General features: G+C 71.8%; 20 protein-coding genes and 2 pseudogenes. 19 read left to right on the forward strand and 3 right to left on the reverse strand.

Annotated elements, in window-relative coordinates:
- The first annotated feature begins 253 nt into the window (after positions 1-253).
- Positions 254-478: a 50S ribosomal protein L31 gene (rpmE, locus tag KBX39_RS03030; RefSeq protein WP_030504744.1), complete on the forward strand. Its 225-nt coding sequence runs from the start codon at positions 254-256 to the stop codon at positions 476-478.
- A gap of 89 nt (positions 479-567) precedes the next feature.
- On the forward strand, positions 568-1,656 hold the full coding sequence (gene prfA / locus KBX39_RS03035; RefSeq protein ID WP_043328634.1) for a peptide chain release factor 1: 1,089 nt from the start codon (positions 568-570) through the stop codon (positions 1,654-1,656).
- Between the two features lie 66 nt (positions 1,657-1,722).
- Here prfA and KBX39_RS03040 read toward each other — a convergent pair whose 3' ends face one another.
- The gene (locus KBX39_RS03040) at positions 1,723-3,276 is read right to left on the reverse strand and encodes a diguanylate cyclase (RefSeq protein WP_064447839.1); all 1,554 of its coding nucleotides are present in this window, start codon (positions 3,274-3,276) and stop codon (positions 1,723-1,725) included.
- Positions 3,277-3,349: 73 nt separating this feature from the next.
- On the opposite strand from KBX39_RS03040, the gene prmC reads away from it, so the two are divergent.
- The 4 genes and pseudogenes from prmC (at position 3,350) to KBX39_RS03060 (ending at position 7,774) form a co-directional block, all read left to right on the forward strand.
- Complete coding sequence (gene prmC / locus KBX39_RS03045; RefSeq protein ID WP_223201324.1) at positions 3,350-4,297, forward strand: peptide chain release factor N(5)-glutamine methyltransferase; 948 nt, start codon at positions 3,350-3,352, stop codon at positions 4,295-4,297.
- Positions 4,288-4,941, forward strand: a pseudogene (locus tag KBX39_RS03050) (L-threonylcarbamoyladenylate synthase); the annotation flags it as partial. The gene prmC and the pseudogene KBX39_RS03050, both read left to right, overlap by 10 nt.
- Positions 4,942-5,553, forward strand: coding sequence for a phosphotyrosine protein phosphatase (locus KBX39_RS03055; protein WP_043328639.1), 612 nt, complete (start codon positions 4,942-4,944; stop codon positions 5,551-5,553).
- A 112-nt stretch (positions 5,554-5,665) separates the two neighbouring features.
- Positions 5,666-7,774: a transglycosylase domain-containing protein gene (locus tag KBX39_RS03060; RefSeq protein ID WP_113974610.1), complete on the forward strand. Its 2,109-nt coding sequence runs from the start codon at positions 5,666-5,668 to the stop codon at positions 7,772-7,774.
- 3 nt (positions 7,775-7,777) lie between these two features.
- Here KBX39_RS03060 and KBX39_RS03065 read toward each other — a convergent pair whose 3' ends face one another.
- Positions 7,778-8,404, reverse strand: coding sequence for a TetR/AcrR family transcriptional regulator (locus KBX39_RS03065; RefSeq protein ID WP_043328643.1), 627 nt, complete (start codon positions 8,402-8,404; stop codon positions 7,778-7,780).
- A gap of 109 nt (positions 8,405-8,513) precedes the next feature.
- On the opposite strand from KBX39_RS03065, the gene KBX39_RS03070 reads away from it, so the two are divergent.
- Positions 8,514-9,296, forward strand: coding sequence for an SDR family NAD(P)-dependent oxidoreductase (locus KBX39_RS03070; protein ID WP_210869096.1), 783 nt, complete (start codon positions 8,514-8,516; stop codon positions 9,294-9,296).
- On the opposite strand, the gene KBX39_RS03075 is transcribed toward KBX39_RS03070, so the two are convergent.
- Positions 9,293-10,759, reverse strand: coding sequence for an SDR family oxidoreductase (locus KBX39_RS03075; RefSeq protein ID WP_166457170.1), 1,467 nt, complete (start codon positions 10,757-10,759; stop codon positions 9,293-9,295). The two genes, KBX39_RS03070 and KBX39_RS03075, sit on opposite strands and share 4 nt — an antisense overlap.
- A gap of 35 nt (positions 10,760-10,794) precedes the next feature.
- On the opposite strand from KBX39_RS03075, the gene glyA reads away from it, so the two are divergent.
- From glyA to KBX39_RS03135, 12 genes and pseudogenes are all read left to right on the forward strand, one after another.
- The gene (gene glyA, locus KBX39_RS03080; protein WP_104115785.1) at positions 10,795-12,081 is read left to right on the forward strand and encodes a serine hydroxymethyltransferase; all 1,287 of its coding nucleotides are present in this window, start codon (positions 10,795-10,797) and stop codon (positions 12,079-12,081) included.
- The gene (locus KBX39_RS03085) at positions 12,078-12,515 is read left to right on the forward strand and encodes a hypothetical protein (protein WP_030504734.1); all 438 of its coding nucleotides are present in this window, start codon (positions 12,078-12,080) and stop codon (positions 12,513-12,515) included. The genes glyA and KBX39_RS03085 overlap by 4 nt, the downstream gene beginning before the upstream one ends.
- A 159-nt stretch (positions 12,516-12,674) precedes the next feature.
- Positions 12,675-12,896: a hypothetical protein gene (locus tag KBX39_RS03090; RefSeq protein ID WP_030504733.1), complete on the forward strand. Its 222-nt coding sequence runs from the start codon at positions 12,675-12,677 to the stop codon at positions 12,894-12,896.
- 42 nt (positions 12,897-12,938) lie between these two features.
- A complete protein-coding gene (gene atpB / locus KBX39_RS03095; RefSeq protein ID WP_043328655.1) occupies positions 12,939-13,718 on the forward strand; it encodes a F0F1 ATP synthase subunit A in 780 nt (259 codons plus the stop codon).
- A 93-nt stretch (positions 13,719-13,811) separates the two neighbouring features.
- A complete protein-coding gene (atpE, locus tag KBX39_RS03100; RefSeq protein WP_018789141.1) occupies positions 13,812-14,036 on the forward strand; it encodes an ATP synthase F0 subunit C in 225 nt (74 codons plus the stop codon).
- A gap of 29 nt (positions 14,037-14,065) precedes the next feature.
- Positions 14,066-14,593 (forward strand): F0F1 ATP synthase subunit B, encoded by a 528-nt coding sequence (locus tag KBX39_RS03105; RefSeq protein ID WP_030504731.1) that lies wholly within the window; start codon positions 14,066-14,068, stop codon positions 14,591-14,593.
- Entirely contained in the window at positions 14,593-15,414 is an 822-nt protein-coding gene (locus tag KBX39_RS03110; protein WP_030504730.1) for a F0F1 ATP synthase subunit delta, read from the forward strand. Before KBX39_RS03105 ends, KBX39_RS03110 begins: the two co-directional genes overlap by 1 nt.
- A gap of 72 nt (positions 15,415-15,486) precedes the next feature.
- Complete coding sequence (gene atpA / locus KBX39_RS03115) at positions 15,487-17,136, forward strand: F0F1 ATP synthase subunit alpha (RefSeq protein WP_064447833.1); 1,650 nt, start codon at positions 15,487-15,489, stop codon at positions 17,134-17,136.
- Positions 17,137-17,140: 4 nt separating this feature from the next.
- Positions 17,141-18,070 (forward strand): F0F1 ATP synthase subunit gamma, encoded by a 930-nt coding sequence (locus KBX39_RS03120; RefSeq protein WP_030504728.1) that lies wholly within the window; start codon positions 17,141-17,143, stop codon positions 18,068-18,070.
- Positions 18,070-19,515 carry a F0F1 ATP synthase subunit beta gene (gene atpD / locus KBX39_RS03125; RefSeq protein ID WP_043328657.1) on the forward strand — a complete coding sequence of 482 codons (1,446 nt, stop codon included), beginning with the start codon at positions 18,070-18,072 and terminating at the stop codon, positions 19,513-19,515. The genes KBX39_RS03120 and atpD overlap by 1 nt, the downstream gene beginning before the upstream one ends.
- A gap of 216 nt (positions 19,516-19,731) precedes the next feature.
- Entirely contained in the window at positions 19,732-20,877 is a 1,146-nt protein-coding gene (locus tag KBX39_RS03130) for an LCP family protein (RefSeq protein WP_210869098.1), read from the forward strand.
- A 109-nt stretch (positions 20,878-20,986) separates the two neighbouring features.
- Positions 20,987-21,149: pseudogene (locus KBX39_RS03135) on the forward strand (F0F1 ATP synthase subunit epsilon); the annotation flags it as partial.

Below are 21,149 nucleotides of genomic sequence, written 5' to 3' on the forward strand. Positions count from 1 at the left end.
ATCATGAAGTTGACCTGGACAAAAGCGACAGGAATTGCCGCCAAGTTCATGATCAGCAGGGTGGGGGGCGTGGGGGTGGGAATGCGGGAGTGTGGGCGGGCGTTGCGGGTGGCGGACCTCCTGTGCCGGGTGGAAGACGCCCGTGGCAGACTGGTCAATCGGCCACCGGTTCCGGTTCACGCCCGAGCCCGTCGCGGACGACGGGGAGCATCGACGGCGACCCGGCGACCACCGACGAAAGGACCGAGGCGACATGAAGCCCAACATCCACCCGGAGTACGTGACCACCGAGGTCCGCTGCTCCTGCGGCAACACCTTCACGACCCGCAGCACCGCCAAGGGCGGCGCCATCAGCGTCGAGACCTGCAGCGCCTGCCACCCGTTCTACACCGGTAAGCAGCGCGTGCTGGACACCGCCGGTCGGGTCGCGAAGTTCCAGCAGAAGTACGCCAAGGTTCAGGGCAAGAAGGCCAAGTAGCTCCGTCGACGACGCCCGTGTCCGGCTCCTGCCGGGCACGGGCGTTCGTCCGTTTGCGCCGGTTTTCACACCCAAGGAGCATCCGCAGCATGAGCAGTGAGCGCCTGGCCGCCCTCCTCGACGAGTACGCCGAGCTGGAGCGGCGGCTGGCCGACCCGGCCATCCACGCCGACCAGGGCACCGCCCGGCGGGTCGGCCGCCGGTACGCCGAACTGGTCCCGCTGCACAAGGCGGCCGGCGAACTGGAGCAGGCCCGCGCCGACCTGGCCGCCGCGCGCGAGCTGGCCGCCGAGGACCCGACGTTCGCCACCGAGGCGGAGGCCATCGCCAGCTCCCTGCCGGCGCTCGAGGAACGGCTCGCGGAACTGCTCATCCCGCGCGACCCGCACGACGCCAAGGACGTGATCGTCGAGATCAAGGCCGGCGAGGGCGGCGAGGAGTCGGCGCTGTTCGCCGGGGACCTGCTGCGGATGTACACCAGGTACGCCGAGCGGCACGGCTGGGTCACCGAGGTGATCGACGCCCAGGACTCCGACCTCGGCGGCGTCAAGGACGTGTCGCTGGCGATCAAGAGCAAGGGCGTGCCGGAGGGCGGCAACGGGGTCTGGTCCCGGCTCAAGTGGGAGGGCGGCGTGCACCGGGTGCAGCGCGTCCCGGTGACCGAGTCGCAGGGCCGGATCCACACCAGCGCCGCCGGCGTGCTGGTGCTGCCCGAGGCGGAGGACGTCGACGTCACCATCGACCCGAACGAGCTGCGCATCGACGTGTTCCGCTCGTCCGGCCCCGGCGGGCAGTCGGTGAACACCACCGACTCGGCGGTACGGATCACCCACGTGCCGACCGGCATCGTGGTGTCCTGCCAGAACGAGAAGTCGCAGCTGCAGAACCGCGAGCAGGCCATGCGCATCCTGCGGGCCCGCCTGCTCGCCGCGGCCCAGGAGCAGGCCGACGCGGCGGCGTCGGACGCCCGCAAGGCGCAGGTCCGCACCGTGGACCGGTCCGAGCGGATCCGCACCTACAACTTCCCGCAGAACCGGATCACCGACCACCGCATCGGCTACACCGCGTACAACCTGGACCTGGCGCTGGCCGGCGAGCTGGACGGGGTGCTCGACGCGCTGGCCGAGGCGGACCGCGCGGCCCGCCTGGCCGGCGAGACGGAGCTGTCCCGCCGCTGACCGCTGGGTGTTAACAGGGGGCCCTTCCTCTACCGGAGGCGTTAACAGGGGGCCCTTCCTTACCGCTCAGCTCGCGCGTGGTCGCGCCTTGGCGCGCAGCATCTCCCGGTCGGCCAGCTCGAACGCGGTGCCGAGCGCCTCCCGGACGCTGACAGTGGTGCTGCCGTCGACCTCGGCGAAACCGATCGTCACCCCGACCGGCGTGCCCGGGACCAGGGACTCCCAGTCCTCGGTGCGGACGGCGGCCTCGATCCGCCGGGCCACCTCGACCGCCTCGGGCATGACGGTGTCGGGCAGCACCACGACGAACTCGTCGCCGCCGTAGCGGGCCACGAAGTCGCCGCGCCGCATCACCCGGTTGATCACCCCGGCGACCCGTTGCAGCACCAGGTCGCCGGAGTGGTGGCCGTGGCGGGTGTTCACCGCCTTGAACCCGTCGAGGTCGCAGACGCCGATCACCACGCGCTCGCCCCGGGACACCACGGCGCCCAGGTAGCGCTCCAGCCGGCGCCGGTTGGGCAGGCCGGTGAGCGGGTCGGTGAGCGCCTCGCCCTCGTACCGGGCCGCCTCGCGGCGCATCTCCTCGTGGTCGATCCGGGCGGCGATGCCGTCGATGTAGACGTCCCGCAGCCGGTCGCTGCGCCGCGCGGCCAGCCGGAACGCGTGCCGGTCGGCCCGGTGCGCGCCCGCGTGGTCGCCGGCCCGGGCCAGCGCGACGCTGCGCAGCCGGGGTGCCTCGGCCGCGCCGAGCGTCTCGTCGGAGACCTGGAGCGCGTCCAGCCGGGTGACCGCCTCGATCGGGCGGTTGGCGGCGACGGCCAGGCAGACCTGACCGAGCTGGCGCAGGTCGCGGGCGCGGGCGCTGTCGCCGCCGTGGCCGAGCAGCCGTTTCGGGTCGGCGTCCCCGGCGGACTCCACCCGGTCGCCGAGCGCGGCCCGCCGGGCGGCCGCGTAGCCGTACGCGGCGAGGCTGCTGGGGCGCAGGTTGCCGGCCCGCCCGCCGCGCAGGAAGCGGGCCAGGTCACCGGCGACGTCGCGCAGCACCCGCAGGCAGCCGTCGCTGTCGCCGTTGTGGTCCAGCGCCACCGCGTTGCGCAGCCGGATCCCCGGCGCGGCGAACGTCTCCTCCGGGATGCCGGCGCTGAGCCCCACCTCGCGGGCCCGCTCGATCGCGCCCAGCGCGTGGCCGTGGAAGCTCAGGTACGAGTACGCCATCGCGAGGTCGTGCCAGCCCCACGCGGTGTCCCGGTCCGGCGTGTCGTCCGCGCCCAGCGCGCGGGCGGCCCGGACCAGGTGCATCACGCACCGGTCCAGCGCGCCCTGGTGGTGGGCGGCGAGCGCGGCGAGCGCGTTGAGGTGCCCGTGCAGGTAGGGCTCGGCGAGGTCGCGTACCGCGGCGGAGGCGTCCTCGACGGCCCGGGTGAACTCGGCGGTCCGGCCGAGGTTGATCAGCGCGGACAGGCGCTGCACGAGCGCGTCGGCGCGGGCGTACGGGTCGCCGGTGGTGCGGATGACGCGGTCGAGCAGGACGCACGCCTCCGCGGACCGGCTGGCCTCCTGCAGTGACCGTGCGCGTCGGAGAGCGTCAACCTGGTCCTCGACCTGGTCGAGCCAGCCCACTCGCGACCTCCCTGCGGTGTGCGCCCGGACGCACCCGCTCGTGAGGTGAGCCGCGACGCCTCATGATTATTGCGTGACCGCACTCCCGCAACACCCGTCCGAAGGGACAGAACGCGAACGCGCCTCGCTGGTGATCAACCGGGTGGCGCGCGCGCTCGCCGCGGCGGGCGTCGAGGCGCCCCGCGCCGAGGCCGAGCAGCTGGCCGCGTACGTCCTGGACGTGCCACGCGGCCGGCTGGCGCTGGCCGACGGCTTCACCCCGGCGCAGCGTGACCGCCTGGACGCCCTCGTCGGGCGGCGGGTGACCCGGGAGCCGTTGCAGCACCTGCTCGGCTCGGCCGGTTTCCGGCACCTGGAGCTGGCGGTCGGGCCGGGCGTGTTCGTGCCCCGGCCGGAGACCGAGCTGCTGGCCGGGTGGGGGATCGAGCGGGCCCGGGAGCACGCCGCGCCGCTCGTGGTCGACCTGTGCAGCGGCTCCGGCGCGATCGCCCTGGCGGTGGCGCAGGAGGTGCCCGCGGCCCGGGTGGTGGCTGTGGAACGGTCCCCGGCCGCCCTGGCCTGGCTGCGGCGCAACGCGGCCGACCGGGCTGCCGCCGGGGACCGGCCGGTCGAGGTGGTGGCCGCCGACGTGACCGGTCCGGAGCTGCTGGCCGGCCTGGCCGGGCGGGTCGACGTGCTGCTGTGCAACCCCCCGTACGTGCCGAGGTCGGTGGCGGTGCCGCCGGAGGTGGCCGGGCACGACCCGGACGAGGCGGTGTTCGGCGGGGCGGACGGGCTGGACGTGATCCGCCCGGTGGTGCGCCGGGCCGCCGAGCTGCTGCGCCCGGGCGGCGCGATCGGGATCGAGCACGACGACACGCACGCGGCGGCGGTGCCCGCGCTGCTGCGCGGCGACGGCCGCTACGACCGCGTCGAGGAGCACCGGGACCTGGCCGGGCGGCCCCGTTGGGCGAGCGCGTCCCGGCGGGCGGACGGCACCCACGCCGAGACCGCCCGGGCGTGGCAGACTGACTCCTCGTGATGCTCTACGACTGTCGGTCGCCCGCCGACCGGGACCGCGGCATCGCCGCTGCCATCGAGGCGGTCAAGAACGGGGAACTCGTCGTCCTGCCGACCGACACGGTCTACGGCATCGGGGCGGACGCGTTCACGCCGTACGCGGTGAAGGCCCTGGCGGACACCAAGGGCGGCGCCCGGCAGGCGCCCCCGGTGCTCATCGGCTCCCGGCACACGCTCGACGGCCTGGTGTTCTCGCTGCCCGGCGCGGCCCGCGACCTGGTCGAGGCGTTCTGGCCGGGCGCGCTGACCATCGTCGTGGAGCACTCGCCGAGCCTGGCCTGGGACCTGGGCGACACCAGCGGGACGGTGGCGGTGCGGATGCCGCTGCACCCGGTGGCGCTGGAGGTGCTGCGGGAGACCGGGCCGATGGCCGTCGCGTCGGCCAACAAGGTCGGCCAGCCGGCCGCGCTCACCGCCGAGGAGGCGCGCGACCAGCTCGGCTACGGCGTGCGGGCCTACCTGGAGGCCGGGCCGGCGGTGGACCCGGTGCCGAGCACGATCGTCGACCTGACCGGCGAGGTGCCGCGGGTGCTGCGTGAGGGCGCGGTGACGCTGGCGAAGCTGCGGGAGGTCGTGCCGGGCATCCTCGACGAGCGGGGGATCTGAGTGCCGCCCTTCACCGTCCTGCACGTCTGCATGGGCAACATCTGCCGGTCGCCGATGGCCGAGCGGCTGCTGCTGCTCGCGGTCCGGGAGCGGCTGGCCCGTCTCGGCGTCGACCCGGCCGGTTCGGACGCGCTCGTGCACAGCCACAGCGCCGGCACCGGCGGCTGGCACGCGGGCGAGGAGATGAACCCGCCCGCGGCCCGCCAGGTGCTCTCGCGCGGTGGCGACACCGAGGGGTTCGCCGCCCGGCGGCTGCGCTCGGACCTGATCGACGCCGCCGACCTGGTGCTCACCGCCACCGCCGACCAGCAGGAGTACGTGGTGGCGCTGCGGCCGGACGCCGCCGCGCGCACGTTCGTGCTGGGTGAGTTCGGCCGTCTGCTCGGCGGGCTGGACCGCGCCGCGCTGCCGCCGGCCGAGCCCACGCCGGACGCCGTGTACGCGCGCGGCGTCGCGCTCGTGGCGGCTGTCGACGCGGCCCGGCAGAACGCCTCCGCGCTGCCCACCGACGATCTGGACGATCCGTGGGGCCGGGGCGACCAGTGCTTCAGCCGGGTCGCGGACGAGATCGAGGAGACGGTGCAGCCGCTGGCTGCCGCGCTGTTGCCCTGAGATTCATCCTTCCTCGCGAACTTTCTGCGCCTTTCTCGGAAGGTGTCGGCTAAAGCGAACATTCGGGTCATTCTGAACTGGTCCGTACGGCCGGCTCCTGCGGGGAGAGCTGATGAACCGGGCCTATCTCGACAAACTGTTCACCGTTGTGCTCGCCGGCGTGCTCGCCGGGCTGGTCCTGGCCGTCGCGGCGCTGCCGGCCGCGCTGGTCTTCGGGCTGGGCCTGAAGAACCTGATGCCGTACACCGCGCTGCCGGAAGCGCTCAAGACGCCGCAGCCGGCACAGCGGTCCAACCTGTACGCCAACGACGGGCGGACGCTCATCACCTCGTTCTACGTCGAGGACCGGGTGGACGTGCCGGTCGCCGAGGTGGCGCCGGTGATGCGCGACGCCATCGTGGCCGCCGAGGACGTGCGCTTCTACGAGCACCACGGCGTCGACGTGCGCGGCGTCGCGCGGGCGTTCACCGCCAACCGCCGCGAGGGCACCCGCCAGGGCGCCTCCACGCTGACCATGCAGTACGTGCGCAACGCGCTGGCCGGGGACCCCCGGCTGACCGAGGAGCAGCGCGCCGCCGCCACCGAGATCACCGTCGGGCGCAAGATCCGCGAGATGCGGTACGCGCTGACGCTGGAACGGCAGATCGGCAAGGACGAGATCCTCGGGCGCTACCTGAACATCGCGTACTTCGGCGCCGGGGCGTACGGCATCGCCGCCGCCAGCAAGCGCTACTTCTCCACCACACCGGACCGGCTCACGCTGGCCCAGGCCGCGCTGCTCGCCGGGCTGGTCCGGTCCCCGGCGGACGACCCGATCAACGGCGACGCCGACTCGGCGCGGCAACGGCGGGCGTACGTGCTGGACCGGATGGTGGAGACCGGCCGGGCGAGCGCGGCCGACGCCGAGGCGGCGAAGGCGGCGGAGCTGGCGCTGGCGCCCAACACCACCCCGAACGACTGCGCCGCGGTGCCCGCCGACCACAACGACTGGGGCTTCTTCTGCGACTGGTTCACCCAGTGGTGGAACGCCCAGCCGGCGTTCGGCGAGACGGTGGACGAGCGGCAGCGCACGCTGCGCCGCGGTGGCTGGTCGATCGTGTCCTCGCTCGACCCGGACGTGCAGGCCAAGGCGAGCGAGCAGGTGCGGGAGATCTACCCGGAGACGATCGCGCGCGCCGCGCCGACCGCCGTGGTGCAACCGGGCACCGGGCGGGTGCTGGCGATGGCGGTGAACCGCACGTACGGCGTGGCCGCGAACCCGGACGGTCAGCAGAACTACCCGAACACGGTCAACCAGCTGGTGGCCGGCGGTGGCGGCATCACCGGCTACCAGGCGGGCTCGACGTTCAAGCTGTTCGCCCTGCTGGCCGCGTTGGAGTCCGGGCTGCCGCTGGACACGGTGTTCGATGCGCCGCGCGTCTACGTCACGCAGTACCCGGTCGGCGCCGGCCCGGCGAGCTGCGGCGGCCGGTGGTGCCCGGCGAACGCCAACACCTACTGGATGGACGGCGACCGGGACATGTGGGACGCGTTCGGCCGGTCGGTGAACACGTACTTCGCCTGGCTCACCGAGCGGGTCGGCGCGGACCGGGTGGTCGAGATGGCCCAGCGGCTGGGCATCGTGTTCCGCGCTCCGGCCGACGCGAAGATGGCCCACGACGGCGCGAAGAGCTGGGGCCCGTTCACGCTCGGCGTCTCCGCCACCACGCCGCTCGACCTGGCCGGCGCGTACGCCGCGGTGGCCGCCGAGGGCACCTGGTGCCGGCCCACGCCGGTCACCTCGATCGCCGACCCGTCCGGCCGGAAGATCCCCGCCGGGAACACCGACTGCCGGCAGGTGCTCGACACCGAGGTCGCCCGCGCGGCGGCCGACGCCAGCCGCTGCCCGGTCGGCGACCAGTCGATGTACCGGCGTTGCGACGGCGGCACGGCCGAGGAGCTGGCTCCGGGCCTGCGCCGTCCGGTGGCCGGCAAGACCGGCAGCTCGGAGCGGAACGCCACGGAGACGGTCGTCGCGTTCACGCCGCAGCTCTCGGTGGCGACGATCGCGGCGAACCCGGACGACCCCCGGGACGCGGTCGGCGGCGGCGTGCAGAAGCGGCAGATCGCCGCGGTGGGCCGCATCCTCGCGTGGGCGTTGCGCGACGAGCCGGTACGCGACTTCGTCCCGCCGGGCCAGGCGGTCGCCTTCCAGCACACCAGCCCGCGCACCGGCAACTGAGGGTCAGCTCGCCGGCCTGCCGTATCGCGCGACCATGGTTCGGACGGCTTCGTCGACGACCGCTGTCGTGCGGTCCGGGGTGACCGTCCAGTCCGGGAGGACCAGGCGCGGCCAGAGCAGGTAATTGGAGATCATCCCGAGGAAGTGCGTGGCGGCCATCTCCGGGTCGGCGACGTCCGCGGCTCCCGCGTCGTGCTCGGCCGAGAGGTAGATCCGGACGGACTCGAAGTACGGCAGTTTGCCCTGCGCGAAATGTGCTCTGGCCAGCTCGGGAAAGCGTGGCAGCTCGGCGATCACGATGCGGAACAGGTCGGTCATCTCCGGCCGGCTCAACAGCGTCGCGTAGTGCCGTCCGAGGACCGTCAATCCGGCCGTCAGGTCACCGGCAGGTGGCACGTCGGCGACCTCGTTGCGGGCCCAGGAGTCGATGACGATGGCGTCGAACAGAGCCGCCTTCGTCGGAAACTGCTTGAACAGCGTCGCCTTCGACACGCCGGCACTGGCGGCCACACGCGCCAGTGAGGCCCGGTCGTAGCCCAACTCCAGGAAGAGCTCGGTGGCGGCCTGCACGATCAGCGCGCGCTTCTCCTCCGCCACACGCTGGTGATAGGCCGACGGCGCTGGGGTCATGCGGCCATCATAGCGAGGCGAGTGGGTTGACTCACCATTCGCCCAGGGCGTAGCGTCGGCATGGTGAGTCGCCCGACTCGCCATCCGTCTCGCGTCACCGGAGGATCCGATGTCCCGCTTCGCCAATCAGACAGTTCTCGTCACCGGCGGCACCGGTGGGCAGGGGGCCAGCCACGTTCGCGCCCTGCACGCCGAGGGCGCCAACGTCGTCATCGGCGCCATCGACGCCCAGCGGGGCGCCGGCCTCGCCGCCGAGCTGGGACACCGGGCGCGGTTCGTCCGCCTGGACGTCTCCCGGGAGGAGTCGTGGGTCGCCGCCGTCGCGGAGACCGAGAAGGCATTCGGCGCGCTCACGATCCTGGTCAACAACGCCGGGGTGCAGAACCCGCCGGCCCTCATCGAGTCCACCGACCGGGCCACCTGGGCTCGTATCCTCGACGTCAACCTCACCGGCACTTTCCTCGGCATCAAGGCGGCCGCCCCGGCGCTGCGTCGCGCGGGGGGAGGAGCGATCGTCAACATCGGCTCCACCATGGGGATGGGTGGTACCGCCCTCTACGCGCCCTACGTCGCCGGTAAGTGGGCGGTGCGTGGGCTCACCCGGACCGCCGCCCTGGAGCTGGGCCGCGACAACATCCGCGTCAACGCGATCCACCCCGGCGTGATCGAGACTCCGTTCATCACCGAGCCGGCGGCCGGCAGCGACGCCCCGATCGCCGACTTCTACTCGCCGGAGCCGTTCGCCGTCCCGCGACTCGGGCAGCCCGCCGACATCACCGCGCTGCTGTTGTTCCTCACGTCGCCGGACGCGGCCTTCATCACCGGCGCCGAGTACGTCATCGACGGGGGACTGCTCCTCGGCCCCGCACTGCGGGGCGACTCTCCCGCCTAACCGGCCGGGTGTTCGGCGCCCTTGGCGATGTTGCGGGCCATGCCGCCGAACACGACGGCGTGGAACGGCGCCACCGAGGCCCAGTAGAGATGGCCGGGCAGCCCGCGCGGGAGGAACACGGCACGCTGCACGTACCTGCTGCCGCCGTTACCGTCCGGTTCGGCGCGCATCTCCAGCCACGCCCGGCCGGGCAGCCGCATCTCGGCGCGCAGCCGCAGCAGCTCGCCCGGGACGATCTCCTCGACCCGCCAGAAGTCCAGCGCCTCACCGACCTGGAGGCGATGCGGGTCGCGCCGCCCCCGGCGCAGCCCGACGCCGCCGACCAGCCGGTCCATCCAGCCGCGGACCGACCAGGCCAGCGGGAACGAGTACCAGCCGTGCTCGCCGCCGACGCCCTCGATGACCCGCCACAGCGCCTCCGGTGGCGCGTCCACCGCCCGCTCCCGCATGTCGGTGTACGCGGTGCCGCCGGACCAGCGCGGGTCCGACGGCAGCGGCTCGGCCGGCGCGTCCGGCCCGCTCGCGTTCGACCAGCGCGTCTCCACCTGCGCGTCGCGCACCTTGGACAGCGCCAGCGCCACCGCCTGGTCGAAGCCGGTCAGCCCCTCGGGCGGGTCCGGCACGTACTCGGCGATGTCGTGCTCGTGCGCCACCGCCTCGTGCACCAGGCTCTCCACCAGCGGCCGGGCGATCGCGTTCGGCACCGGCGTGATCAGGCCGACCCAGTGCGAGGACAGCGACGGGGTGAGCGGGCGCACCGGCAGGATGACCCGGGGGCGCAGCCCGGCCACCCGGGCGTAGCGCTGCATCATCTCGCTGAAGGTCAGCACGTCCGGGCCGCCGATGTCGAAGGCCCGGTTCACCTCGGCCGGCAGGTGCGCGCAGCCGACCAGGTAGCGCAGCACGTCCCGGACCGCGATCGGCTGGATCCGGTTGCGCACCCAGCGCGGAGTGACCATCGCCGGCAGCCGCTCGGTCAGGTACCGCAGCATCTCGAACGAGGCCGAGCCGGATCCGATGATCACCGCGGCGCGCAGCACCGCCGTCGGCACGCCGCTGTCCAGCAGGATCCGCGCGACCTCCGCCCGGGAGCGCAGGTGCGCCGAGGGCAGGCCGTCACGCTCCGCCGGCTCCGGCCCGCCGAGGTACACGATCCGGCGTACGCCGGCGGCGCGCGCCGCCTCGGCGAAGTTGGTCGCCGCCTCCCGGTCGGCCGCCTCGAAGCCGCGCTGGCCGAGCGAGTGGACCAGGTAGTACGCGACCTCCACGCCCTCGAACGCGGACGGCAGCGTCTCCGGGCGGCGCAGGTCGCCCTCGACGATCTCCGCGTCGGCCGCCCAGGGCACGTCCCGCAGCCGCCCGGCCGTGCGGGCCAGGCAGCGTACGGTGTGCCCCTCGGCCAGCAGCCGGGGCGCCAGGCGCCCGCCGATGTAGCCGGTCGCGCCGGTGACGAGGCATCTCACGGCCTCCAGTCTGCGGCTCCGTAGACTCCTTCGCTGTGGAGAACGCGAGGGACACCTTCTGGGGGCCGGACTTCCAGCAGCTCAGTACCGTCGACCCGGAGATCGCCGAGGTGGTGCTGGGGGAGCTGGACCGGCTGCGCGGCGGTCTGCAACTGATCGCCAGCGAGAACCTCACCTCGCCCGCGGTGCTGGCCGCGCTCGGTTCCACGCTCACCAACAAGTACGCCGAGGGCTACCCGGGCCGGCGCTACTACGGCGGCTGCGCCGAGGTGGACCGGGCCGAGGAGCTGGGCGTCGCCCGGGCGAAGGACCTGTTCGGCGCCGAGCACGCCAACCTCCAGCCGCACTCCGGCGCGAGCGCCAACCTGGCCGCGTACGCCGCCCTGGTGCAGCCCGGTGACACGGTGCTGGCCATGGACCTGCCGCACGGCGGGCACCTGACCCACGGCAGCCGGGTGAACTTCTCCGGCAAGTGGTTCCACCCGGTCGGCTACACCGTCCGGCCGGACACCGAGACGATCGACTACGACGAGGTACGCGACCTGGCCCGGGCGCACCGGCCGAAGCTGATCATCTGTGGCGCGACCGCGTACCCCCGGCTCATCGACTTCGCTCGCTTCCGCGAGATCGCCGACGAGGTCGGCGCGTACCTGATGGTGGACGCCGCCCACTTCGTCGGCCTGGTGGCCGGCGGCGCGATCCCGTCCCCGGTGCCGCACGCCGACGTGGTCACCGCGACCACGCACAAGGTGCTGCGCGGTCCGCGCGGCGGCATGATCCTCTGCCGGGAGCCGCTGGCCGCGCGGATCGACAAGGCGGTCTTCCCGTTCACCCAGGGCGGCCCGCTGATGCACGCGGTGGCGGCCAAGGCGGTCGCGCTGCGCGAGGCCGCGCAGCCGGAGTTCCGCACGTACGCCGCCCAGGTGGTGACGAACGCGCGGGCGCTCGCCGACGGCCTGGCCGCCGACGGCCTGCGGCCGGTCTCCGGCGGCACCGACACCCACCTGGCGCTGCTCGACCTGCGTGAGACGGGCGTGACCGGCGCCGAGGCCGAGGCCCGCTGCGACGCCGCCGGCATCACGCTGAACAAGAACGCGATCCCGTACGACCCGCAGCCGCCGCTCGTCGCCTCCGGCATCCGGGTGGGTACGCCGAGCGTCACCACCCAGGGCATGCGCGAGGGGGAGATGGGCCGGATCGCCGGGCTGATCGCGCGCGCGGTACGCACCGATCCCGGCGCCCCCGGTGGCGCCGACGCGCTGGCCGGGGTGGCCCGCGAGGTCGCCGAGCTGGTCGCCGCCTTCCCGGCGTACCCCCGATGACGGCGCCACGGGCGGGTGAGCCCGGCGCGATCCGGTCCCGGCTGAACCACCTGCGGCTACCGTTGCTGGCGTGCGCGGCCCTCGCGGTGGTGGGGGTGCCGGCGGCGGCGCTGCTGCGCGGCCCGACCGGGGCGGCCGGCTTCGCGGCCGGGGTGGCGCTGGTGATCGTCAGCTACCTGATCTCCAGCCTCTCGGTGGCCTGGGCGGACGCCATCCACCCTCGGATGATCATGTCGGTCGGGTTGGTCACCTACGCCACCAAGATCGTGATCCTGGGCGTGGTGATGGCCGCCGTGGCGGCCACCGGCTGGCCCGGCCTGCCGGACATGGGCGTGGCGATCATCGCGGCCGTGGTGGTGTGGACCGGCGCCCACCTGACCTGGGCGATGAGGTCCCCGCTGCCCACATTCGAGCGTCGCGACGACAGCGAGTGACTTTGCTGAATCGTGTCCGGTACGGCGGGTGCCCTGACGGGCGCGACAGGAGTAACGTGGCGCCAGGTTGACGCGCCCGCAGTACGGCCCGCACGCTGTCCGCAGTGTGGGGGGTGCCGCACATCCCCGCGCGCCCCTGCTGATATTGTTCGCCACGTCATGGCCGATGACCCCCACTCCCACAAGTCCGACGAGCACTCGTCGGAGGGTGTGGCAGGCGCCGTCGTGGGTTACCTGCTCGCCGGCATTCTGGTGTGGGGTGGCCTCGGCTGGTTGGCGGAACGGTTCCTCGGTCTGCCAGCCGGCATCGGGGTCGCCGTCGGCATGATGCTCGGCGCGGCCGGGGCGATCTACCTGATCATGAAGAGGCTCAGTGCCTGAGTTCCGGCACACGCGGGTCTGTTGAGTGCGGAGGATGACACGGTGAGCGGACAGCTGGTCGTCGCCCAGGACCTTCCCTGGCCCCCCAGCGTCGGGGATTTCTACCCGCCGGACGTGGCCGGCCCCTGGGTCACCAAGTTCAGCATCATGATCTGGATCGCCGTCGCGCTGCTGATCATCTTCTTCGTGGCCGCGTACCGGAAGCCGAAGCTGGTGCCGGGCAAGGGCCAGTGGGCCGCCGAGGCCGTCTACGGGCTGGTCCGGGACAACATCGCCCGTGAGCAGATGGGCAACGCGGGCATCCGCTTCGCGCCCTACCTCACCGTGCTGTTCAGCTTCATCCTGCTGACAAACATCTTCAGCATCGTGCCCGGCCTGCAGATCTCGCCGAACTCGCACATCGCGTTCCCGATCGTGCTCGCCGCCATCTCGTACGTCATGTACAACTACGTCGGCGTCCGCAAGCACGGCCTCGGCAAGTACCTCAAGCAGAGCCTCATCCTGCCCGGCGTGCCGTGGCCGATGCACTTCCTGCTGATTCCGATCGAGTTCCTGCAGAACTTCGTCGTCCGGCCGGTCACCCTGGCACTGCGACTCTTCGCCAACATGTTCGCCGGCCACCTGCTCCTGCTGGTCTTCACCGTCGGCGGCTTCGTGATGCTCGGGTCGAGCAGCGTCTTCGTGCAGGCGACCTCGGTCTTCTCCTTCGCGATGGCGATCGTGATGGCCTTCTTCGAGGCGCTGGTGGCGGTGCTGCAGGCATACGTCTTCGTCACGCTGAGCGCCAACTACATCGGCACGTCGCTGGCCGACGAGCACTGAGATCCGGCTCGGCGGGCACCCGGCCCGGCCAAGCATCTGGTACCGACCGCGTACACGTGAGCCCTCACGTGTGAACTAGGAGGAATACCCGCAATGAACGTTCTTGCCGAGATCGGTGGCAACGTCAACACCATCGGCTACGGCCTCGCCGCCATCGGCCCCGGTATCGGTGTGGCCCTGGTCTTCGCGGCCTACATCCAGTCGAGCGCCCGCCAGCCCGAGTCGGCCGGCTACAACCGCACCTGGCTGGTGCTGGGCTTCGCCCTGGTCGAGGCGCTGGCGCTGTTCGGCCTGGTGCTCGCCTTCGCCGTTAGCTGACGCGAGCTCTCCCGATCCGGAGGTCTGACATGTATCTCGCCGCCGAAGGCGCGCACAATCCGATCTTGCCGATCTGGCAGGAGATGGTCGTCGGAACGATCTCCTTCGCCCTGCTCGTCTTCGTCCTGCTGAAGTTCGTCATGCCCCGCATGGAGGCGATGTACCAGGCGCGGGTCGACGCGATCGAGGGTGGCATCAAGCGCGCCGAGGCGGCCCAGGCCGAGGCGAACAAGCTGCTCGAGCAGTACCGGGCCCAGCTCGCGGAGGCGCGTACCGACGCCGCCAAGATCCGCGACGACGCACGGGCCGACGCCGACGGGATCCGCCAGGACATCCTCGCCAAGGCGCGTGAGGAGTCCGACCGGATCATCGCCGCCGGCAAGGAGCAGCTCGCCGCCGAGCGGGCCACCATCGTGCGCGAGCTGCGTACCGAGGTGGGCACCATCGCGGTGGACCTGGCCAGCAAGATCGTCGGTGAGTCGCTCGCCGACGAGGCGCGTCGCAAGGGCACCGTCGACCGGTTCCTGAGCGGTCTCGAGAGCACGGGGGCCCGCTGATGCAGGCCGCCAGCCGGGAGTCGTACCGGGCCGGGGCCGAGCGCCTCGACGCGTACGTCCGCGGCGCGGAGCCGTCGGCGGTGGCTGCCACCGCCGACGACATCCTCTCCGTCGCCGCCCTGCTGCGGCGTGAGCCGCGGCTGCGCCGGGCGCTCTCCGACCCGGCCCGGGCCGGCGCCGACCGCTCCGGCCTGCTCGGCGACATGCTGCGCGGCCGGGTCGGCGCGGAAGCGCTCGACCTGCTCGCGTCGATGGTGTCCGGCCGCTGGTCGGCCCCGTCCGAGCTGCTCGACGGTGTCGAGCGCCTCGGCGTGGAGGCGCTGCTGGCCAGCGCCGACCTGTCCGGCGACCTGGGCGAGGTCGAGGACGAGCTGTTCCGCTTCGGGCAGGTCGTCTCCGGTTCCGCCGAGCTGTCCAACACGCTCTCCGACCCGATGGCGTCGGTCGAGCGGCGGGCCGAACTGGCCCGGCAGCTGCTCGCCGGCAAGGCCCAGCCGGTCACCGTCAGCCTCGTCGAGGCCGCGCTCGCTGGTTTCGGTGGACGCTCCTTCACCGGTGCGCTCACCCGGCTGGTCGAGCTCGCCGCCGACCGGCGGGACCGTCAGGTCGCGTACGTGACCGTGGCGGCTCCGCTGACCGAGGAGGAGGAGCGACGCCTCGGTGCCCGCCTCTCGGAGATGTACGGTCGGGAGGTCTCCGTCAAGCAGACGGTCGACCCCGACGTGCTCGGCGGGGCGCGCGTACAGGTCGGCTCCGACCTGTACGACGGCACCGTCCTGCGCCGCCTCAACGAGACCCGCAACGCGCTCGCCAAGCGCTGAGCCCTGATTCGTCGCCACCGGACCGGTCGGTACCAGGTATCCCGGGCCCTGAGATACTTAAGGAAGCAGAGGATGGCCGAGCTGACCATCTCGACGGAGGAGATCCGCGGCGCCCTGGAGCGCTACGTCTCCTCCTACACGGCCGACGTCTCCCGCGAGGAGGTCGGCACCGTCGCCGACGCCGGCGACGGCATCGCCCACGTCGAGGGCCTCCCCTCGACCATGACCAACGAGCTCCTGGAGTTCGAGGACGGCACGCTCGGTGTGGCGCTGAACCTCGACGTCCGGGAGATCGGTGTCGTCGTCCTCGGTGACTTCGGCGGGATCGAAGAGGGCCAGCGCGTCAAGCGCACCGGCCGGGTGCTCTCCGTGCCGATCGGTGACGCGTTCCTCGGCCGCGTGGTCAACGCGCTCGGCGAGCCCATCGACGGCCTCGGCGACATCGCCAACGAGGGCTACCGCGAGCTGGAGCTCCAGGCCCCGAACGTGATGTCCCGCAAGTCGGTCGACGAGCCGCTGCAGACCGGCATCAAGGCCATCGACGCGATGACCCCGATCGGCCGCGGTCAGCGTCAGCTGATCATCGGTGACCGGAAGACCGGCAAGACCACCGTCGCGCTGGACACCATCCTCAACCAGCGCGAGAACTGGCGCTCCGGCGACCCGAAGAAGCAGGTCCGCTGCATCTACGTCGCGATCGGCCAGAAGGCCTCCACCATCGCCTCCATCAAGGGGACGCTGGAGGAGGCGGGCGCGATGGAGTACACCACCATCGTCGCCTCCCCGGCCTCCGACCCGGCCGGCTTCAAGTACCTCGCCCCGTACACCGGCTCGTCCATCGGGCAGCACTGGATGTACGGCGGCAAGCACGTCCTGATCGTCTTCGACGACCTGAGCAAGCAGGCCGAGGCGTACCGGGCCGTGTCGCTGCTGCTGCGCCGCCCGCCGGGCCGTGAGGCCTACCCGGGTGACGTCTTCTACCTGCACTCGCGTCTGCTGGAGCGCTGCGCCAAGCTCTCCGACGAGCTGGGCGGCGGCTCGATGACCGGCCTGCCGATCATCGAGACCAAGGCGAACGACATCTCGGCGTTCATCCCGACCAACGTCATCTCCATCACCGACGGCCAGATCTTCCTCGAGACCGACCTGTTCAACCAGGGCGTCCGGCCGGCCATCAACGTCGGCACCTCGGTCTCCCGGGTCGGTGGCGCCGCGCAGGTGAAGCCGATGAAGAAGGTCGCCGGCTCGCTGCGGCTGAACCTGGCCCAGTACCGCGAGCTGGAGGCGTTCGCCGCCTTCGCCTCCGACCTGGACCGGGCCTCCCGCGCCCAGCTGGACCGCGGTTCCCGCCTGGTCGAGCTGCTCAAGCAGCCGAACTACTCGCCGTACCCGGTGCAGGAGCAGGTCGTCTCCGTCTGGGCCGGCACCGAGGGCAAGCTGGACGACGTCCCGGTCGGCGAGGTCCGCCGCTTCGAGTCGGAGTTCCTGCAGTACCTGCGGCACAAGCACGAGGGCGTCCTGGCCTCGATCGCGGACCACAAGTGGGACGACGACATCATCGCCTCGCTCGACTCGGCGATCACCGAGTTCAAGCAGCTCTTCCTGGGCAAGGAGGAGGAGGTCCGGATCAACGAGGCGCCGGCCAAGCCGCTGGAGGGTGAGCAGTCCCGCGAGACGGTGACCCGCCTGCGCGACGGCGCCGACCGCCCGGCCGAGAGCTGATCCGATGGCCGCCCAGGTACGCGTTCTCCGGCAGCGGATCCGTTCCGCCAAGGGGATGAAGAAGATCACCAAGGCGATGGAGCTCGTCGCGACGAGCCGCATCGCCAAGGCCCAGGCCAAGGTGGCGGCCTCGCTGCCGTACGCCGAGGCGATCACCGGCGTGCTGACGGCGCTGGCCTCGAACGCGCGGATCGACCACCCGCTGCTCACCCCGCGCGAGCGGGTGCGGCGGGCGGGCGTCCTGCTGGTGACGGCCGACCGAGGTCTGGCCGGCGGCTACAGCTCGAACGCGATCCGGACCGCCGAGTCGCTGATCGCCCGGCTGCGCGCCGACGGCAAGGAGCCGGTGCTCTACGTCATCGGCCGCAAGGGCGTGGCGTACTACCGGTTCCGCAGCCGGCAGATCGCCGGAAGCTGGACCGGCTTCTCGGAGCAGCCGACGTTCGCCGACGCCCGCGAGGTCGGTGACACGCTGATCAAGGCGTTCACCGCCGGCGCGGACGACGTGGACGGGGATGCCGGCGCCGACGGGATCCTCGGCGTGGACGAGCTGCACATCGTCTACACCGAGTTCAAGTCCCTGATGACGCAGAACCCGGTGACCCGGATCATCGGCCCGATGCAGGTCGAGGACCGGCCTCGGACCGAGGGCGCGCTGCCGGCGTACGAGTTCGAGCCGGAGCCGGAGTCGCTGCTCGACGCCCTGCTGCCGAAGTACATCAACACGCGGATCTTCGCGGCGTTGCTGGAGTCGGCGGCGAGCGAGTCGGCCGCCCGCCGGCGGGCGATGAAGAGCGCCACCGACAACGCCGAAGAGATGATCGAGAAGTACACGCGCGAGATGAACTCGGCCCGTCAGGCCGGGATCACCCAGGAGATCAGTGAGATCGTCGGCGGCGCGAACGCGCTGGCCGCGTCGGGAAGTGAAGTGTGATGACTGTATCCGCAGTTGAGACCAAGACGGCCACGGGTCGCGTGGTCCGGGTCATCGGCCCGGTCGTCGACGCCGAGTTCCCGCGCGACGCCATGCCGGAGCTGTTCAACGCTCTGCACGTCGACGTGACCCTCTCGGGTGGTGAGAAGACGCTGACCCTGGAGGTCGCCCAGCACCTGGGTGACAACCTGGTCCGTGCCATCTCGATGCAGCCGACCGACGGTCTGGTCCGCGGCGCCGACGTGCGTGACACCGGGGCGCCGATCAGCGTGCCGGTGGGCGACGCGGTCAAGGGCCACGTGTTCAACGCGATCGGCGAGTGCCTCAACCTCACCGAGGGCGAGACGATCGAGGCCGACGACCGGTGGGGCATCCACCGCAAGGCCCCGGCCTTCGCGGACCTGGAGCCGAAGACCGAGATGCTGGAGACCGGCATCAAGGTCATCGACCTGCTCGCCCCGTACGTCAAGGGCGGCAAGATCGGCCTGTTCGGCGGCGCCGGCGTGGGCAAGACGGTGCTCATCCAGGAGATGATCACCCGGGTGGCCCGGAACTTCGGTGGTACCTCGGTCTTCGCCGGCGTGGGTGAGCGCACCCGCGAGGGCAACGACCTCATCGCCGAGATGACCGAGTCGGGCGTCATCGACAAGACCGCGCTCGTGTACGGCCAGATGGACGAGCCGCCGGGCACCCGTCTGCGGGTCGCGCTCTCCGCGCTCACCATGGCGGAGTACTTCCGCGACGTGAAGAAGCAGGAGGTGCTGCTCTTCATCGACAACATCTTCCGCTTCACCCAGGCCGGTTCCGAGGTGTCCACGCTGCTCGGCCGTATGCCGAGCGCCGTGGGTTACCAGCCGACCCTGGCCGACGAGATGGGCGAGCTCCAGGAGCGGATCACCTCCGTCCGGGGCCAGGCCATCACCTCGATGCAGGCGATCTACGTGCCCGCCGACGACTACACCGACCCGGCGCCGGCCACCACGTTCGCCCACCTCGACGCGACCACCAACCTGGAGCGGTCGATCTCCGACAAGGGCATCTACCCGGCCGTGGACCCGCTGGCGTCCTCGTCCCGGATTCTCGCCCCGGAGTTCGTCGGCGAGGAGCACTTCGCCGTCGCCACCGAGGTGAAGCGGATCCTGCAGCGCTACAAGGACCTGCAGGACATCATCGCCATCCTCGGTATCGAGGAGCTCTCCGAGGAGGACAAGCTCACCGTCGGCCGTGCCCGCCGGATCGAGCGGTTCCTCTCGCAGAACACGTACGCGGCGGAGCAGTTCACCGGCGTCCCCGGCTCGACGGTCCCGATCGCCGAGACCATCGACGCCTTCCGCCGGATCAGCGAGGGGGAGTTCGACCACTTCCCGGAGCAGGCGTTCTTCATGTGCGGCGGCCTGGAGGACCTCAAGGCCAAGGCCAAGGAACTGATGGGTGAGGAGGGCTGAGAGCCCGCTCACACAGGGGAGGGCCGTCCCGGCGAAAGCCGGGGCGGCCCTCGCCGTTTTCGACCATTGCACTACCAGATGCCCGGATCTCCGGCAAGCAGTTCGCCGAATCGCGCGGTACCGTTCCTGACACGACTTTCACATCCCGGCCGTTGATCTCTGCAACCAAACGGACCCCCGCGCCCGTCTTCCTACCCGTGGGCGTGACGATTGGAGATGCTCGTGGGCGGTAAGGGCGGCACGGACCGCGGCAAGCGGTCCATGTGGCGAGGCGTGCCCCGGTGGGCCCGCGTGTGCACGATCCTGGGCATCGTCATGGTGGTGCTCAGCGGCTCCGTGCTGCTCGGCTCCCGCGCCCTCGTCGCCCGCTACGAGGGCTCGGTCGGCAAGGCCGACCTCTTCGGTGACCAGGCCGCCGGCGCCAACGAGAAGAAGAGCGACATCAAGGGTCCGCTCAACATCCTGCTCGTCGGCGTCGACCCGCGTACGTCGACCGCCCGGCCGCTCGCCGACTCGATCATGGTGCTGCACGTGCCCGCCAGCATGGACCGGGGTTACCTCTTCTCGCTCCCGCGCGACCTGCGGGTGGACATCCCGGCCTTCGCCAAGGCCGACTACTCCGGCGGCAACGACCGGCTCAACGCCGCCATGTCGCACGGCAGCAACGTACCGGGGCAGAATCCCAGCACCGCGCAGGGCTTCGAACTGCTCGCCAAGACCGTGCAGGACGTCACCGGCATCAAGCGCTTCGACGCCGGCGCGATCATCAACTTCAGCGGCTTCAAGAAGATCGTCGACGCCATGGGCGGCGTGGACATGTACATCGAGCGGGAGGTCCGGTCCGAACACCTCCAGCCGGACGGTACGCCCCGCCAGCTCCGGCCCGGTGGCGGCGGCTACCTCGGACCGCAGGCGGTGTACAAGAAGGGCAACGCCCACCTCGAAGGCTGGCAGGCGCTGGACTACGTCCGGCAGCGCTACCCGAAGAACGGCGTGCCGGACGGCGACTACGGCCGGCAGCGGCACCAGCAGCAGTTCGTCAAGGCCATGGTGAGCCAGGCGGTCAGTGCCGACGTGGTGACCAACCCGGTCAAGCTCGACCGGGTGCTGCGGGCCGCCGGCAAGTCGCTCGTCTTCAACGGGCGCGGCAACAGCGTGGTGGACTTCGGGCTGGCGCTGAAGGACATCCGTCCGAACGCGATCGAGACGATCAAGCTGCCCGGCGGGGCGATCGGCGCCGGCAGCGCGTACCGGGGTGAGCGGCTGCTCGAACCGGCGGAGGACTTCTTCACCGCCCTGCGCACCGAACAGCTCGATGCCTTCTTGCTGGAGCACCCCGATTTCATTCAGAAAACCAAGTAGCCTGGGCGGGTGCGGGGCCGTGGTGGTCCGGCTCTCACCACCCGCGTTGGGTGGGCCGCGGGGGCGCGACTAGACTTTCGGCAATCCGCCGCCGCAGCAAGGAGACAGCGTGGCACAGCAGCTTCACGTCGAGCTCGTAGCCGTCGAGGAGAAGGTCTGGACCGGCGAGGCCGAAATGGTCGTCGCGCGGACGACCGAGGGTGAGCTCGGTGTGTTGCCGGGGCACGCGCCGCTGCTCGGCCAGCTCGCGGAGCCCAGCCAGGTACGCATCA

Source organism: Micromonospora sp. D75, assembly GCF_018070405.1.
Taxonomy (GTDB): domain Bacteria; phylum Actinomycetota; class Actinomycetes; order Mycobacteriales; family Micromonosporaceae; genus Micromonospora; species Micromonospora chalcea.

Excerpts from the sequence above, each read along its gene's own strand:
- rpmE (WP_030504744.1), top strand. The coding sequence starts at position 254 with ATGAAGCCCAACATCCACCCGGAGTACGTGACCACCGAGGTCCGCTGC.
- prfA (WP_043328634.1), top strand. The coding sequence starts at position 568 with ATGAGCAGTGAGCGCCTGGCCGCCCTCCTCGACGAGTACGCCGAGCTG.
- KBX39_RS03060 (WP_113974610.1), top strand. The coding sequence starts at position 5,666 with ATGAACCGGGCCTATCTCGACAAACTGTTCACCGTTGTGCTCGCCGGC.
- KBX39_RS03065 (WP_043328643.1), bottom strand. The coding sequence starts at position 8,404 with ATGACCCCAGCGCCGTCGGCCTATCACCAGCGTGTGGCGGAGGAGAAG.
- KBX39_RS03070 (WP_210869096.1), top strand. The coding sequence starts at position 8,514 with ATGTCCCGCTTCGCCAATCAGACAGTTCTCGTCACCGGCGGCACCGGT.
- KBX39_RS03085 (WP_030504734.1), top strand. The coding sequence starts at position 12,078 with ATGACGGCGCCACGGGCGGGTGAGCCCGGCGCGATCCGGTCCCGGCTG.
- KBX39_RS03090 (WP_030504733.1), top strand. The coding sequence starts at position 12,675 with ATGGCCGATGACCCCCACTCCCACAAGTCCGACGAGCACTCGTCGGAG.
- atpE (WP_018789141.1), top strand. The coding sequence starts at position 13,812 with ATGAACGTTCTTGCCGAGATCGGTGGCAACGTCAACACCATCGGCTAC.
- KBX39_RS03105 (WP_030504731.1), top strand. The coding sequence starts at position 14,066 with ATGTATCTCGCCGCCGAAGGCGCGCACAATCCGATCTTGCCGATCTGG.
- KBX39_RS03110 (WP_030504730.1), top strand. The coding sequence starts at position 14,593 with ATGCAGGCCGCCAGCCGGGAGTCGTACCGGGCCGGGGCCGAGCGCCTC.
- atpA (WP_064447833.1), top strand. The coding sequence starts at position 15,487 with ATGGCCGAGCTGACCATCTCGACGGAGGAGATCCGCGGCGCCCTGGAG.
- KBX39_RS03120 (WP_030504728.1), top strand. The coding sequence starts at position 17,141 with ATGGCCGCCCAGGTACGCGTTCTCCGGCAGCGGATCCGTTCCGCCAAG.
- atpD (WP_043328657.1), top strand. The coding sequence starts at position 18,070 with ATGACTGTATCCGCAGTTGAGACCAAGACGGCCACGGGTCGCGTGGTC.
- KBX39_RS03130 (WP_210869098.1), top strand. The coding sequence starts at position 19,732 with ATGCTCGTGGGCGGTAAGGGCGGCACGGACCGCGGCAAGCGGTCCATG.